The sequence below is a fragment of the Candidatus Culexmicrobium sp. genome (genome assembly GCF_058356305.1).
The window spans coordinates 14,000-27,861 of the sequence record NZ_JBTVBB010000047.1 but is presented as its reverse complement, the minus strand read 5'-3'; the positions used below and the strand labels follow the sequence as shown (position 1 = coordinate 27,861).

Below are 13,862 nucleotides of genomic sequence, written 5' to 3'. Positions count from 1 at the left end.
GCAGAAATTTAACTTGAAATCGAGGGAGATTGAATGAGTGAACGAAAATACGTGATATTAACACCTAGAGGTGAAGAAATTATTCCAAGCTATGATAATTTAAATTTCTTTAGTGAAGATTTTCAAGTGCTGATTAGAAAGGAGGCCCTAAAGGAGGAATTAGCTGGAGGATATCCTGAAATTATAGATTATCTAAATAGATTTGGCTTTGAATGGGAATCTTATTCTGATTATGGTCATATGCGTATGAATCCTTATGCAGCTTTAATTTTTGATTTAGTAGCTGAATATTCAAGGCAAGTTGTTAGATCTCTAGATTTACCCCTATTTGAAGTTAAAGGTACTGCCTTCTTCAACTTAGATATAAAACCAGTTAAGGAACATGCAGAATTATTTGGTGAAAGGCTCTATATTATCGAGACAGATAAAGGAAAATCTGTGTTAAGATATGCTGCATGTCATCAGCAATTTGCCATGATAAAGGACTGGATAATTTCATATAAAGATTTACCATTTGCAGCCTTTGAAATAGCTGATTCATATAGACTTGAACAAAGTGGAGAAGTAGAGCTGTGTTTTAGATTAAGACGCTTCTTTATGCCAGATTTACATGTATTCATTAAAAATGAAGAAGAAGCGAAGATCTGGCTAATTAAAATTCATTATAAAATCATGGAGGAAATAGAAAAGCTTGGAAGAAGCTATGAATTGTTAATAAATGTGGTAAGCCCAAATGAATATAATAGATATAGAAAGTTTCTAATTGAAATAGCAAGAAATATTGGAAAACCCGTTCTAGTTTCAATTTATCCTTCATCGGAACTAAATTATTACTGGACAATAAATATTGAGTATGTAATTATTGATAAATTGAAGCGACCCAAGGAGATTGGAACAGTTCAAATAGATACTGGAAATGCCAAAAGATTTGAGATTACCTATGTGGATGTGAATGGTGAAAAACGTTATCCAGTAATCCTACACTCTGCAATTATCGGAGGACTTGAAAGATATATTTATACTCTATTTGACACTGCTATACACTTGGAAAAACCAACTTTACCTACATGGATTTCTCCAGTTCAAGTTAGATTAATACCTATAAATGAACATTATCTCGAATATTGCTTAAAAGTTGCTAGTGACATTGAAAGTTATGGTTTTAGAGTAGATATTGATGACACTAAAAGGTCGCTGTCAAGGAAAATTGTAGATGCTGAAAGAGAATGGATACCATACATTGCAGTTGTAGGTGAAAAAGAGATTACAAATAAATCACTAACTGTTCGGATAAGAAGAGAAAACGTGCAAACAACTATGACAGTAAATAAGTTAATTAGAAAATTAGAAGAAGAAGTCAAAGGATATCCTAAAAAATCAAGATACTTTCCAATGCTACTGTCAAGGAGACCCAAGTTCATATATTACTAGACAAAATATTACTGATGAACTATTTTGAAGATTAAAAATGTTTTGAGTGGATCGCCAAATTAAAGACTACCAAGACTTTCAAGTCAAAGTTAGTTCTAAAATCATGCAATTGAATTTAATTAAGATACTGGAAAAGCCAAGAAGCTGGAAACAATTAGATTTGTAGTGATACATGCCGTACGAAAATAACACAATTGAAAGAGATTATACTTATTAATAGGACCTAATACCTTCATATAGTTAGGTTGATTATGGTGAAATGATGAAGTTACCTTGGAAGCCAATAAAAGCAAAATTCATTAGCAGACCAAATAGATTTACTGCAATAATAGAAATTAAAGGCAGAAAATTTAAGGCACACATTCATGATCCTGGAAGATTAAAGGAGCTGTTAACTCCAAACGTTGAAGTCCTGGTTAGAGAGCATAATAGAAAGTCAAATCATAAAACTGACTTTTATCTATTTGCAGTTAAACATTATGGAATTTGGGTTCTAATTGACTCAGCTCTGCATAATGCAATTGTGGAGGAAGGATTAAAATTAAATTTGATCAAGGAGCTCGAGGGCTATGAAATCATTGGAAAAGAAGTTAAGTTTGAGAAGAGTAGAATAGATTTCCTATTAAAATCGCCATTAAAGAGGAGGGTGCTTATGGAGGTGAAGGGATGCACCCTAGTAGTAAATGGATTAGCTCTATTCCCAGACGCCCCAACTGAGAGAGGGCGAAGACATCTAGAAACACTTATAAAAGCCATTAATCACGGCTATGAAGCAATAGTATTTTTTCTGGTAACTAGAAGTGATGCCATTAAGTTTTCACCTAATTGGAATATGGATCCAAAATTTTCAGAAACCCTACTCAAAGTTAAGGAGAAGGGTGCAAGAATAATTGCATATAAAGCGCCATTAGATGTTAATGAGCTGGAGATAGAAGTGAAAACTTCAATCCCAATAGTATTTAAACATTTACAATAAAGAATAAAATTGATTTTAATTAACTCTTAAGTTTCATGTAAAATAAAGGGATTATGACAATTAAGATTACAGCTATAATTATGAGCACAGTTTGATATGTAGTGTATGCTAAGAGTATTCCTGTGAACATTGGCCCTGAGGCTTGGCCAATATCCTTAATTGTTTCCATTGCTCCAATAGCTGAGCCTCTAACTTCTTCTCCAACAATCTCTGAGATTAATGGTGGGGTTGAAGCTGTTGTGAAGGTTACACCTATAGCGAATAGGATTATTGAGAGTATTATAAATGTAATGTGGCCTGAAAACGCCACACCTACAACTCCGATTGAAGCAATTGTTAGTCCAATCAGAATTGTCTTTAACCTACCTATACTGTCTGATATTCTTCCTGCGTAGGGTTTTAGTAGAGTTATCGTCAACAGTTGTATTGTAAATGTTGTCCCCATAAGCCATGGCCCAATATTCAATTTCTCCATGTGGATTGGTAGAAATGTCTCTAAGCTCTGCATGGCAAAGTAGGTTACTGCCATTATAATGCTAGCAGTAATAACATTTAAGTTAAATAGAACTGATGATAGGTTCTTCTTTTTACTTTCCATTCTTACTGAAGCTTCAATTTTAGGTAGACTGAATAGTATGATGAGGGCAATTAAGCCTGCAATTCCACATACAAGGTATGTCTCATAGAATCCATAAAGACTTATACCTGCCAATCATTGTCGAAGATGAAAATAGACCCATCATCTCTCCTCTTCTAGATTCATACATATCAGCTATTGATGCAACTGCCACTGGAGTGAATGTTGCTGTTGCAATTCCATGGAAAGCCCTTATAATAGCTAGTTGCCACGCCTCATTAACTAAAAGATAGAGAAAGGGAGATGAAGCAAAGAAAAATCCTGAAGCTATCAACAACTTCCTTCTACCATAAATGTCTGAAAGTGTTCCTGCAGTGAAATTCACAACTATTCCAGTTATGGTTGAGGCTGCGGCTATAAATCCAAGCTCACTATCACTTACACCTAAGTGCTTTGCAAAAAGAGGAAGTTGTGAAGAGTTGGAAAGTTAGATTTAAATTGTCAAATCAAGGGAAAAGAGATGTTATTTTAACGGATATTCTAATTGATGGAAAACCGTTCACTAGATACCCTCAAATTGTCAATATCACAGCAATTAACATTAACTCACAAGAGACATTAACACTGTATGACTCTGTTTCTCATATAAATGTATTCGATGGTGATGGATTTAAAATTTTAAGTGGAGATACTTTTTGGATTGAGTTCTTTATTATTCCTGGAGGAAAATTTCACTCTGGTCGCTCTATAGAATTTACTTTTCTCAGCTTTAGGGGAGCTTATACTATTAAGACTATTATGCTTCCTTAAGCTTCAATTTATTCCAAATTACTTGTCGGATAAAAGTTTGAGTAGTCTTTCAGCTCTACTCTCACTTATTTCCTTCTTCTTTTTTGCTATTTCTATTTCTTTTCTCATTAACTCTACATATCTAGTATACTTTATCCTTGGTTCAACTTTCTTTAGCCATTCTTCTAATTTCATTACTTCTTTGCCTATTTTCTCATAGATTTTGAATATTGATTTTGAGTAATTTAGTCTGTTTGCATCAGCGGTCTTTATCATGGCAAAGATTAGTGCATCCATGAATGATTTTAAGTTGCTTCTAATTTTCTTTCTTCTTTTAATTGCAGTTGAAATTCTACCCATCTTTACTTTCTTCATTCTATTTCACATTAAATAATAATTGTTGTCATATTATTTATTCATTATTTTAATTATCTTTAAACATCATTAGGTTCATAGTTCAGTGATAATAAATTTAATTTTAAAGACTCATAATAAGAGTATCATTAATATTAGAGCAATTAATGCACCGGTAAAGTTTATTGTGATAGGTAAGTGATAGCCAGTTAGGTCGAATAGTAATCCTCCAATATATGGTGCTGGAAATGATACTAGTCCTCTAAAGGCTGTTAAGCCGCCAATTGTACTTGCAGTTCTTCCCTTTGGTGTCTTTTCAGCGGTATGCATGTTTATTGCTGGAATCCATAGTGCAGGTGAAGCTCTGAAGATTATGTGTGAAATTGCAAATGTTGTAAAATCTCTTGCTATGAGCCATAATGCTAATGCTATAGCTCCAAATAGCTCTGATATTATTAAAGTCTTTTCGCACCATACTTGTCAGCTATTTTTCCAGCAGGTATCTGTGTTAATGCCCATGATGCAGAGAAGATGCTTGATAGTATACCTAGTTCGAGATTGGAAAATTTATAGTATTTCACTAATGCTCCGTAAAATAGTGTTGACCCTAATCCCCATGCAAACGTATCGATAGTCATTACAAAGTAGAGTTTTCTCAATTCTTGACTTTTAGGCATTAAATTTGAGAGCAAGTCTCTGAACTCCATTTCTACACTTCTTCTTTCAATAGTTTCACTTAGGAAGAATAGTATTGTGGTGAAGCATGCTATTTCCATGATTACGCTTATAGTGAAAATTGTCGAGTAACTAATTTTTTCAGATATCCATCCACCTATAGGTGAAAAGACTACTCCTGGAAATATATTCATAAATATGGTTAAACTTATAGCTAAACCTTTTTTCCCTACTTGTTGATTCCATAGTTAATGTGCGCCATGCAGGTGCACCTAATTGTGATAAAGCTATTATGATTGAACCTATAACGAATACTGGAATGCTATTTAGATATGCAGCTAATATGTGAAGTATTAGTCCAATTATAGTTGTCAAACTTGAAGTTGTTATCATAATTTTTCTTCCATGTTTATCAGCGAAGAACCATCCAAGAAGTTGTGCTAAAGTAGGAAGTAAACCCATTCTACCTCTTAGGGCTTCTAGAAAGCCTAGTAATGTCATCGAAATTCCAAGGCTTAATGCGAAGGGCTGATAGATCGGATATATTAGACTCCAATAGATGCCAGCAATTAAACTTACAAGCATTAAAACTACAACATTTCTTTACAATTTAACTCAGCTCCTGATAAAACCTTGTTTAGGAGCTGGAAGAATCATTAATATTTCTTCTGGGTCACCTAGAGCTATACATCTACCTTCAAGATAAAGCTTACCAACTATAGCGCATGTAACTGCATCAAGCTGATGGTAGTTAAGCTTTTTTTCAATATCACCTTTCAAATTGAAAATCCTTATTAACTCTACTTGAAGTTTCCTGGCATTTCGTTTAACTCTTGGTAGACCTAAAATGTCTTGAGCAGCTCCAGGATACGTTTCAATTACCTTAAATCCTTCTTTCTCTAACCTTTTCCTAAGTTTTATTCCCCTTAATGTAAGTTTTCTCATACCGCCAAAATTAATTGGAAAGAATTTAATTCCCATTTCACGTAAGGCTTTGTCACATTTTCTAATACAGTTTTTTGAGTCTATTTTCTTGCCTTTAGGTAAAGCTAACGGTGCATCAATAGCGATGATGCTTGGATTTTCATTTAAAGCAATATCAACAATTTCATCGTCACTATATGCTATTGAAACTTTAGTAAAATTATCCTTTAAAATACATATCCCACTTGGTCTATTTTCAACGCCTGCTAAATCTATTCCCATACTTTTCCTCAGATTTCTTTCAGTCATCTTATCATCTTCAGTGCTAAATTGAGCCCAAGTGATACTAAAGATCACATTTGAACTTAGCTATTATCCTTATCTATTATGTCAGCTGAAATATATTACGTTTTAACTTGTCAGTTTGGCGTATATGTCTAAATGATTTGAAATCATTTTTTCAATTGTAAAGTGTCTTAAAACTCTTTTTCTTCCATTTTCTCCAAAAGTTTCCCTTAACTCTTTATCGTCTATTAATTCTAGTAATGCATCAACTAGTTTTTCTTTTGATTTTACTGGAACTAGTAGACCTGTCTCTTTGTTTGCTACTACTTCTGGTATTCCTCCAGCAGATGTAGCTACTATCGGCAGTTTAGTGGACATTGCCTCAATTAAGACTATTCCAAATCCTTCGTATAGGCTGGTTAATGTAAAGATATCTGCTGCGGAATAATATCTTACTTTATCTCTCTCACTTATTATTCCAGTAAATATTATGGATTTTTCAAGATTTAGCTTTCTAGTTAGTTTTTTCAGCTTAATTGTTTCTGGTCCTTCACCGCCTATCATTAACTTGACATTGTTTCTTTGTCGGGTTATTTCCTTGAATGCTTCAATGAGCATAGGAATATTTTTTCTTGGTACATGATAGGATAATGTAAAAATAACTATATCATCATCATTTATACAATGTTTTTTCCTTACTTTTTGTCGACCCTTTTGGGTGTACTTGAATCTTTCTGGATCTATTCCATGATATATCACTTTCATTTTATCTTCATAGTTTCCAAGGGCTAACGCTTTTCTTTTCAAATCTTCACTGACAGTAATAATCATTTCCGCTTGGTCTAATACATATTTCACTATTCTCTTTAATTTTGGATCGAGAAGTATCCCATAATTTATTTCAGGTATGGTAGCTGCATCATATCCATGTAATGTTACTAGGAATGGTGTATTAACGCTGTATGATACATATGTCGCGGCAAAGCCTGCTACATATGCGAAGTGTGCATGTATTAAATCTACTTTCCCATTAATGAGCTTCAGTGTATCTTCAATTGTTTGTGCTATTTTAACTGAAGTATTTTGATCTAGTCTCCATTCCTGCATTATTTCAGCAGTTAATTTTCTTACTTTTTTTGAAGACTTCTTTCTGATTTTAACTTTATTTACTGCTTGGACCTTTACATTTACGCCCTTCCTTATTAGTCCTTTAACTAGCTTTTCAACGAAGATGCCAGCTCTTATATCCTTCTTTAATGGGTATACGTCGGAGATCAGTAATAGGTTCATATTTTTTCACCTTCTCTATAACCTTTAAGTAGAATTCTAGTAGTGCTGGTATTTTTCTCTCAACTGTAAACTCGTATCTTAACTTCTTTGCTCTTCTCCTAACCCTATTTAACATTCCATTCTTTACAGCTTCTTTTAGTATGTGTAATTCACTTAAGTCTGATAGTATAATGCCCAGTTTGTGTTGCTTTAGAAATCTAGCTATAGTTTCATGTTGGCTGAATGTTATTACAGGTAGTCCTGCTCCAATATAGTCTATAATTTTATTTGGAAATGCCATTTTTAAGTGTTCTTTGTTTAATCCATCATAGAAGGCTGCCCAGCCAAAATGGTATTTACTTATTTCCTTCAATAATACTGTTCTTGGAAGTCGCTTGTGATAATGGATGTATGGATTCTCTTTGCTTAGTTTTATGTATGCTTCATCATCTCTAACTGGATATATGTGAATGTGCATTTTATTTTTGGCTATTTCAAGGAATATTTCTCTTAAATCGTAGTGGCTACCATAAACTTTACTGGTAATTGTTCCAACATATACTATGTGTATTTCGTTTGTTGAGAGCATTGGTCTAAACCTTGGAGGTAAAACTTTCCTTGAAATGTAATTGTAAAAAACTAGTTCATATTCATCATCAACATCATATCTTCGATGTACATAGTCTTTTACTCCATCACTTACATATATTCTTGCATCACTACACTCAATTGCAACTTTTTCCTCGAAAGTATATTTTTTAATTAATTTTTCATTGTCAAATGTATGATAGCCAGTTTTGTGTAGTGATAATAATTCATGTACATCATGGATTATTGGTGTTTTTATCCCCGACTCTATTGCTGCTACAGTTAGAAAGTCTGGTGCATTGTGACTATGTATAATATCTGCATCTAAACTTTTTAGCAACTTCTTTAATACGCTGCGTACTCTGTTTTCAGGTACTCTTATTACTTCGTCAAAGTATTCTTCACCATGTCCATATAACTTGCTTGGTGGAGTTCTTGAATAAATCAAAGTAAATTTTAGCTTGTCTCCTAAATATTCTCTTAATCCTTCAGCATATTTTAATGCTCTAACACATGGAGTTGGTTGCATAAATACTATGTGAAACATCTTCTCACCTCGAAAACCTTTGAATTTAAAATATGATATCCTATGGAATGGAAATTTAAGCCACAAATTTGTGGTTAAATTGTTCACTTAGAATTAGGGAGTTTAAATTATAAGTTTTTTGTCTTAAAAACCATTAAGTCAAGGACAACTCTATATTTTCTTGGTGCTACTTCTCCAACTATTCTTCCACCAATAATCTTATGCTCAATTCCATATTCATTTAAAGTTTTCTCATAAATGCTAATTACCTTGTCTACAGGTCTTTCATTCTTCTTAACTCTTACAAATTCGTATGGATGAATCCATCCTCCTTCTTCTTTTAAAGCCATTAATGCATATTTCAAATATTTAAGAGATAACTCTGGAAGTGGCATTAGAATTCTGTCAGCAATATTCGTGAGTTGACTTTTAATGATTTTAGCAGCATCTCCCTGAATAGGAATGACTATTCCCTCAACTTTATTTATTTTGATATTCTCTTTCATTAGCTCAACGGCATACGGGTTAATATCTATAGAATATACTTTCCTTGGCTTTGCCCTTCTTGCAATTATAATTGAGAATGTACCTATACCTGCAAACATGTTAACTATAATTTCTCCTTCCTTTACTAGTTTTGCGATTCTTATGCGTTCACCCGATAATCTTGGGCTAAAAAAGACTTTCTTTAAATCTATTTTAAAAATACATCCATGCTCCCTATGTAAAGTTTCAAACCTCTTTTCTCCTGCAAGCCACTCTAGTCCCATTAACCTATGTTCTCCTCTTATTGATGTCACTTTTCTAAGAACAACATTAATGAAGGGAGCTTCCTCTAAAAGTGCATTAGCAATTTCAAAGCGCTTTTCAAGTAATTCCACTGGAACTTTTATTATCGCTATGTCACCTATAAGGTCAAAGCTCTTCACTACATATTTAAGCTCACTTTCACTCAATACTTTTCTTGCTGCTCTAATAAGTATTGATCTCTTCTTCATAGCTTAGACCTATAACAAGAATATGTTAATCCCATAATTCTACTATAAACTCACAATATGAATCGCCTTTTCTAATACATCTTTCTTCTTTAGCCCTCATTTTAACCCCTAAAATTTCACTTAAAACACCACTCCAAAATCCCCTATTAAAATCACATGATTTATCTTCAATTTTAGCATTAGACCTAGACAAAGCTTCAAAGCATTCACGAACTCTAATTATAAATAGTTTTTTCTCCTCATCACCTTCAATCAACTCAGCAAGTCCCCATCCACTAGTCCTATAAACCTTAAACAGTATTTTAAGAAAATTTTCTAAAGACACGTTGTATTTTATGACTTCCTTAATCCATCTCATCAGTTGTAAACCATACTCAAATCCCTGATAAAAAAGTAGCATTGCACCTCCAGACCCCAACATTTCTTTCATCTTTGTTAAGCTTAATCCTAGTTGCTCAGCATCCATTATTACACACCGTCTGTCCCACGAAACCACAGGATATAGAAAGCTTTCCATTATGAAGTTTTTTGATTCAACATATTTTGCATCCATAACTTTTTCTAGAGATCTAAGTTTTTCTATTATCACTTTTGGCGGTTCAACTGCCTCAGTAAAGTCAGCAAAGAAAATCCAGTAGCCGACATCATGTGCACCTGCAATATGCATTCCAGTTAAAATATTGACTCTATATCTGAAAAGTAAATCCGATGTCTCTGCAAGCGCTCCCGGAACATTTTTTAGTTTAATGAAAATTTCAGCTAACTTTCTTTTTGGAAGACTGATGAAAAGCATGATGTCTTTCGGATTATAATTCCCCACCTTAATCACCATCGTATACTATGACATACTGTACCCGCACTAATGTAAATTTTATTCTTAATTAGCTTTTCGCAAATATTTCAATTAATCTACACTCTAATATTATGTTTTTACATTTAAATTTTCAATCTAAAATATGATGAATACATCTAAATTTTATATGGTTTTCAACAGTGAATTATTAATATAATCTCGCAAGTTTAATCTATATTTTCAAAATAATAGAAATAGAAAGTCTACTAAAGTGATAGTTATGAGCAGATACCTAATAGTAAAATGTCCCTATTGCAACGAAGTGAGAGCAATCAAAGGAAGAGTAAAAACATATACGTGCTTCAGATGTGGAAGAAGAGTTAAACTCTCAAAATCTAAAATATTGACTGAAACAAATAATCACAATAAAGTCTCAATGCTTACTAAGAAATTTAAAATGAAATTTTTAGCGACTAACAATTATAAAGTTAAACACACTATGGATGAGAATTGAACAAGTAAATGTTAATGGAGTAAAAATCTTCCTACCCTTTCTCCAAAGTCCAATACCTGCTCCAGTTAATGCAGATGCAATTATATGCATCGGAGTTGTAGTAAAAGTTCTAAATATAAAAATTGCAATAGCTAACCTTCTACCTTTAGAAAATAATGTTGAAGTAAAGTAAAATGAATTCTCTAAAACGGCAAAACCAAGTCCAGCTACCCCACCAAGTGAAAACCAATCACGCATTTCAAAACATCCAACTAAATCATTACAAAAAATTAATCCTATAGGTTTAAGAATTTCCTCAATTATTGGTGCAACAATACAAGCTAATATGAAAAGTTCCTTCCCATTCGACGATAAACCCAGAAATCTAATTAAATTCATAGTTAAAGAACTTGCTATTATAGACAATATGCTTGTCAAAACGCCCGAACTCAATGCAATTTTAAAACATTCATATTTCAATGTTTTTACATTCATTTTATCATCCTATCACAATGCCACTATTATTTCCCATAAAAATCAAATATTAAAATTAATCGATTGAGACATAGTATGATTAAAGTTAACTATAAGTCTAACTAGTCTAAAGATATTAAATGCCAAGTGATTATCAATGACTAACAGGATAACGAAAATAAAACTAGAGTTAATGAAGGTTTTCGATGAAATATCAAGAGAATTCAATGCTACCAGAAGGAAGCCATGGGATGAAGTTTATCTAATATCAAAAAAGGGAAATCTAATAGTAGATTTAGGATGTGGTCCTGGAAGAAACTCAATTGCAGCAATCCAAGAAGGGTGTGAAGTAATATCAATAGACCTATCAAGAAAAATGCTTAAAATAACACTTGATAAAGCCAAGAAGATCAATAAAAAATATTTGCTACATACGTTAAATTGCGACCTAAACTATATAGCAATAAAATCTAACTCCATAGACTCGGCTATATGCCTAGCAACAATCCACCACATACCAAACTCAAAAGAGAGAGTAAAGGCTTTAATGGAAGTTCGAAGAATTCTAAAGCCCAAGGGAAAACTTATTCTAAGTGTATGGGCAAAATATCAGCCGCGATTTTTCAAAAAAATTCCAAAAATGGTATGGAAATACATAACTCGACAAGTCCAAGAATTTGGAGACATCTATGTTTCATGGAAAACTAAAAGAGGCACTTTCCAGAGATTTTACCATCTATTTTCAAGGAGAGAAACGATTAAAATGGTCAAAGCCTCTGGCCTAAAAATCATTAAGGTATATGGAAAAAGCTTTAAATCCAAATTTTTTGATGAAAATCACATTGTAATCGCCATTAAGCATATATGATCCTTAAAGTTAATTAATATTATTTTTGAATTTTATTACAGAAACCTTATATGTTATGTCGCCTACTTGGAATGAATGAAGCAAGAAAACGAACGAATCTTTTAATCGAATCAGGATATCTTGAAATTATAAGCTTAGATCATCTTAGAATGCTTGTTGCCGAATGTAAATGTGCTTTCCCCGTAAGTCTTGCTGGTTGTTACACCTTAGCTTCATCCAAAAAATTTAACATACCCGCATTATTCTACAAAGTTGAGAAGGAATTTAAGCCACTTATAGATAGGATTAAGAAATGGACGAACAGTAATATATTTTTCATTGAGGATTGATTTCCAATATCTTCAAATCTACGTGTTAAATATATTTGAGTGGTGTGATTGAGTGGTTAAACTAGATATACAGCGAGTACTTAAGTCTAAGCGTAAGCCTGTCCGAATTATTTCAGGGGTAACTGTAGTTGCAGTTATGTCAATGCCATATCCATGTCCACATGGAAAGTGCATATATTGTCCAGGAGGCCCAGACTTTAACACTCCTCAAAGCTATTATGGAAAGGAGCCAGCCTTAATGAGAGCTCAACAATGCAATTATGATCCCTACGAACAAGTGAGACTTAGACTTAGACATTATGAGATACTCGGCTATACACCTTCAAAGGTTGAATTGATAATTATGGGTGGAACCTTCCCAGCAATGCCTCTAGATTATCAAGAATGGTTTGTCACCATGTGCCTAGAAGCCATGAACCGTTATCCAAGGAAAAAGCCAGACAAATGGATTAGCTTAGAAAAAGCTCAGCTAAGAAATGAGAAAGCTAAAATTAGATGTGTTGGAATGACTTTTGAAACTAGACCTGACTGGGCTAAGGAAGTTCAAGCAGATAGAATGCTATATTTCGGTGGAACTAGAGTTGAAATTGGAGTTCAAACGGTCTTTGAAGAAATCCTATCACATCTAGAGCGCGGCCACACTGTTAAGGACACAATTGAGGCAACTAGAATATTGAAGGATTGTGGTTTCAAAGTTTGCTATCACATCATGCCCGGCCTACCTGGAAGCGACTTAGAAATGGATGAAGAAGTATTCGAGATCATATTTAGTGACTCAGACTTCATGCCAGACATGCTGAAAATATACCCAACAATAGTTGTGAAGGGAACAAAGCTATATGAAATGTGGCGAAGGGGAGAATATAAGCCATTAACAACTCAAGAGGCAATAGAACTACTGGTCAAAGTTCTCCCTAAAATACCAAGATGGGTCAGAATACAACGCATCCAAAGAGATATTCCAATAAATGTTGTTGAAGCCGGAGTTGACAAAGGACATCTAAGACAATTAGCGCACTGGGCGCTTGAAAAGAGAGGGTTAAAGTGTAACTGTATCCGTTGCAGAGAGGTTGGTCATTTAATGCTAAAAAAGAACATTATTCCTAAAAAAGAGGAAATTAAACTATTAAAAACAATTTATAAAGCAAGTGGAGGAACAGAAATTTTCCTATCATACGAAGACACAAGCCAAGACATCTTAATCGGCTTCCTAAGATTAAGAATACCATCAGAAAAAGCCCACAGACCAGAAGTAACCAGTAAAACCGCCATAATACGTGAGCTCCACGTATATGGACCACAACTACCAGTAGGATGGACACCAAAAATAGAATGGCAACACAGAGGATGGGGTGCTAAACTACTGAGAGAAGCAGAAAAAATAGCTAAAGAAGAATTTGACTGCAATCGAATGCTAATACTATCAGGAATAGGAGTAAGAGACTACTATAGAAAATATAGCTACAAAAGACTAAAGAACAGCCCATATATGCATAAACGTTTAAAATAAAAT

Annotated in this window: 16 protein-coding genes and 2 pseudogenes; 7 read left to right on the top strand and 11 right to left on the bottom strand. The window is 33.5% G+C overall.

The genetic code is table 11. The features are described 5' to 3' along the window. Positions 1-33 precede the first annotated feature (33 nt). Together ACW8TM_RS11080 and sfsA are read left to right on the top strand one after the other, a co-directional pair. Positions 34-1,431 carry a threonine--tRNA ligase gene (locus ACW8TM_RS11080; RefSeq protein WP_491533359.1) on the top strand — a complete coding sequence of 466 codons (1,398 nt, stop codon included), beginning with the start codon at positions 34-36 and terminating at the stop codon, positions 1,429-1,431. A 262-nt stretch (positions 1,432-1,693) separates the two neighbouring features. Further along, a complete protein-coding gene (gene sfsA / locus ACW8TM_RS11075) occupies positions 1,694-2,407 on the top strand; it encodes a DNA/RNA nuclease SfsA (protein WP_491533358.1) in 714 nt (237 codons plus the stop codon). Positions 2,408-2,426: 19 nt separating this feature from the next. Here the strand turns inward: sfsA and ACW8TM_RS11070 are convergent, their stop codons facing one another. Both ACW8TM_RS11070 and ACW8TM_RS11065 read right to left on the bottom strand, forming a co-directional pair. Further along, positions 2,427-3,119: an MFS transporter gene (locus tag ACW8TM_RS11070; protein WP_491533357.1), complete on the bottom strand. Its 693-nt coding sequence runs from the start codon at positions 3,117-3,119 to the stop codon at positions 2,427-2,429. Beyond that, positions 3,088-3,435 (bottom strand): annotated as a pseudogene (locus ACW8TM_RS11065) (MFS transporter); the annotation flags it as partial. The pseudogene ACW8TM_RS11065 and the gene ACW8TM_RS11070, both read right to left, overlap by 32 nt. Positions 3,436-3,455: 20 nt before the next feature. Here ACW8TM_RS11065 and ACW8TM_RS11060 point away from each other — a divergent pair. Next, entirely contained in the window at positions 3,456-3,794 is a 339-nt protein-coding gene (locus tag ACW8TM_RS11060; protein ID WP_491533356.1) for a hypothetical protein, read from the top strand. Between the two features lie 18 nt (positions 3,795-3,812). Here the strand turns inward: ACW8TM_RS11060 and ACW8TM_RS11055 are convergent, their stop codons facing one another. From ACW8TM_RS11055 to ACW8TM_RS11020, 8 genes and pseudogenes are all read right to left on the bottom strand, one after another. Further along, complete coding sequence (locus tag ACW8TM_RS11055) at positions 3,813-4,148, bottom strand: hypothetical protein (RefSeq protein WP_491533355.1); 336 nt, start codon at positions 4,146-4,148, stop codon at positions 3,813-3,815. Positions 4,149-4,259: 111 nt separating this feature from the next. Continuing rightward, positions 4,260-4,457 (bottom strand): hypothetical protein, encoded by a 198-nt coding sequence (locus ACW8TM_RS11050; protein ID WP_491533354.1) that lies wholly within the window; start codon positions 4,455-4,457, stop codon positions 4,260-4,262. A 125-nt stretch (positions 4,458-4,582) separates the two neighbouring features. Continuing rightward, a pseudogene (locus ACW8TM_RS11045) lies at positions 4,583-5,387 on the bottom strand (MFS transporter). A 30-nt stretch (positions 5,388-5,417) separates the two neighbouring features. Further along, a complete protein-coding gene (locus tag ACW8TM_RS11040; protein WP_491533353.1) occupies positions 5,418-6,035 on the bottom strand; it encodes a DUF429 domain-containing protein in 618 nt (205 codons plus the stop codon). Between the two features lie 102 nt (positions 6,036-6,137). Then, a complete protein-coding gene (locus tag ACW8TM_RS11035) occupies positions 6,138-7,301 on the bottom strand; it encodes a glycosyltransferase family 4 protein (RefSeq protein WP_491533352.1) in 1,164 nt (387 codons plus the stop codon). Next, a complete protein-coding gene (locus ACW8TM_RS11030) occupies positions 7,234-8,415 on the bottom strand; it encodes a glycosyltransferase (RefSeq protein WP_491533351.1) in 1,182 nt (393 codons plus the stop codon). Before ACW8TM_RS11030 ends, ACW8TM_RS11035 begins: the two co-directional genes overlap by 68 nt. 107 nt (positions 8,416-8,522) lie before the next feature. After that, entirely contained in the window at positions 8,523-9,392 is an 870-nt protein-coding gene (locus ACW8TM_RS11025) for a class I SAM-dependent methyltransferase (RefSeq protein ID WP_491533350.1), read from the bottom strand. 25 nt (positions 9,393-9,417) lie between these two features. After that, on the bottom strand, positions 9,418-10,212 hold the full coding sequence (locus tag ACW8TM_RS11020) for a V4R domain-containing protein (RefSeq protein ID WP_491533349.1): 795 nt from the start codon (positions 10,210-10,212) through the stop codon (positions 9,418-9,420). A gap of 253 nt (positions 10,213-10,465) precedes the next feature. Between ACW8TM_RS11020 and ACW8TM_RS11015 the strand changes: the two genes are divergently transcribed. Beyond that, positions 10,466-10,699 (top strand): DUF5817 domain-containing protein, encoded by a 234-nt coding sequence (locus ACW8TM_RS11015; protein WP_491533348.1) that lies wholly within the window; start codon positions 10,466-10,468, stop codon positions 10,697-10,699. On the opposite strand, the gene ACW8TM_RS11010 is transcribed toward ACW8TM_RS11015, so the two are convergent. Further along, complete coding sequence (locus ACW8TM_RS11010) at positions 10,652-11,173, bottom strand: PrsW family glutamic-type intramembrane protease (protein ID WP_491533347.1); 522 nt, start codon at positions 11,171-11,173, stop codon at positions 10,652-10,654. The two genes, ACW8TM_RS11015 and ACW8TM_RS11010, sit on opposite strands and share 48 nt — an antisense overlap. Before the next feature lie 136 nt (positions 11,174-11,309). On the opposite strand from ACW8TM_RS11010, the gene ACW8TM_RS11005 reads away from it, so the two are divergent. From ACW8TM_RS11005 to ACW8TM_RS10995, 3 genes are read left to right on the top strand one after another with little or no spacing between them, the layout of a single operon-like run. Next, positions 11,310-12,020 carry a class I SAM-dependent methyltransferase gene (locus ACW8TM_RS11005; RefSeq protein ID WP_491533346.1) on the top strand — a complete coding sequence of 237 codons (711 nt, stop codon included), beginning with the start codon at positions 11,310-11,312 and terminating at the stop codon, positions 12,018-12,020. A 50-nt stretch (positions 12,021-12,070) separates the two neighbouring features. Then, positions 12,071-12,349 carry a PIN domain-containing protein gene (locus ACW8TM_RS11000; RefSeq protein WP_491533345.1) on the top strand — a complete coding sequence of 93 codons (279 nt, stop codon included), beginning with the start codon at positions 12,071-12,073 and terminating at the stop codon, positions 12,347-12,349. A gap of 52 nt (positions 12,350-12,401) precedes the next feature. Next, positions 12,402-13,859, top strand: coding sequence for a tRNA uridine(34) 5-carboxymethylaminomethyl modification radical SAM/GNAT enzyme Elp3 (locus ACW8TM_RS10995; RefSeq protein WP_491533344.1), 1,458 nt, complete (start codon positions 12,402-12,404; stop codon positions 13,857-13,859). Positions 13,860-13,862 lie beyond the last annotated feature (3 nt).

What these genes read in the sequence shown, in the direction of transcription:
- ACW8TM_RS11080 (WP_491533359.1), top strand. Translation starts at nt 34, where the DNA reads ATGAGTGAACGAAAATACGTGATATTAACACCTAGAGGTGAAGAAATT.
- sfsA (WP_491533358.1), top strand. Translation starts at nt 1,694, where the DNA reads ATGAAGTTACCTTGGAAGCCAATAAAAGCAAAATTCATTAGCAGACCA.
- ACW8TM_RS11055 (WP_491533355.1), bottom strand. Translation starts at nt 4,148, where the DNA reads ATGAAGAAAGTAAAGATGGGTAGAATTTCAACTGCAATTAAAAGAAGA.
- ACW8TM_RS11050 (WP_491533354.1), bottom strand. Translation starts at nt 4,457, where the DNA reads ATGCATACCGCTGAAAAGACACCAAAGGGAAGAACTGCAAGTACAATT.
- ACW8TM_RS11040 (WP_491533353.1), bottom strand. Translation starts at nt 6,035, where the DNA reads ATGACTGAAAGAAATCTGAGGAAAAGTATGGGAATAGATTTAGCAGGC.
- ACW8TM_RS11035 (WP_491533352.1), bottom strand. Translation starts at nt 7,301, where the DNA reads ATGAACCTATTACTGATCTCCGACGTATACCCATTAAAGAAGGATATA.
- ACW8TM_RS11030 (WP_491533351.1), bottom strand. Translation starts at nt 8,415, where the DNA reads ATGTTTCACATAGTATTTATGCAACCAACTCCATGTGTTAGAGCATTA.
- ACW8TM_RS11025 (WP_491533350.1), bottom strand. Translation starts at nt 9,392, where the DNA reads ATGAAGAAGAGATCAATACTTATTAGAGCAGCAAGAAAAGTATTGAGT.
- ACW8TM_RS11015 (WP_491533348.1), top strand. Translation starts at nt 10,466, where the DNA reads ATGAGCAGATACCTAATAGTAAAATGTCCCTATTGCAACGAAGTGAGA.
- ACW8TM_RS11010 (WP_491533347.1), bottom strand. Translation starts at nt 11,173, where the DNA reads ATGAATGTAAAAACATTGAAATATGAATGTTTTAAAATTGCATTGAGT.
- ACW8TM_RS11005 (WP_491533346.1), top strand. Translation starts at nt 11,310, where the DNA reads ATGACTAACAGGATAACGAAAATAAAACTAGAGTTAATGAAGGTTTTC.
- ACW8TM_RS11000 (WP_491533345.1), top strand. Translation starts at nt 12,071, where the DNA reads ATGTTATGTCGCCTACTTGGAATGAATGAAGCAAGAAAACGAACGAAT.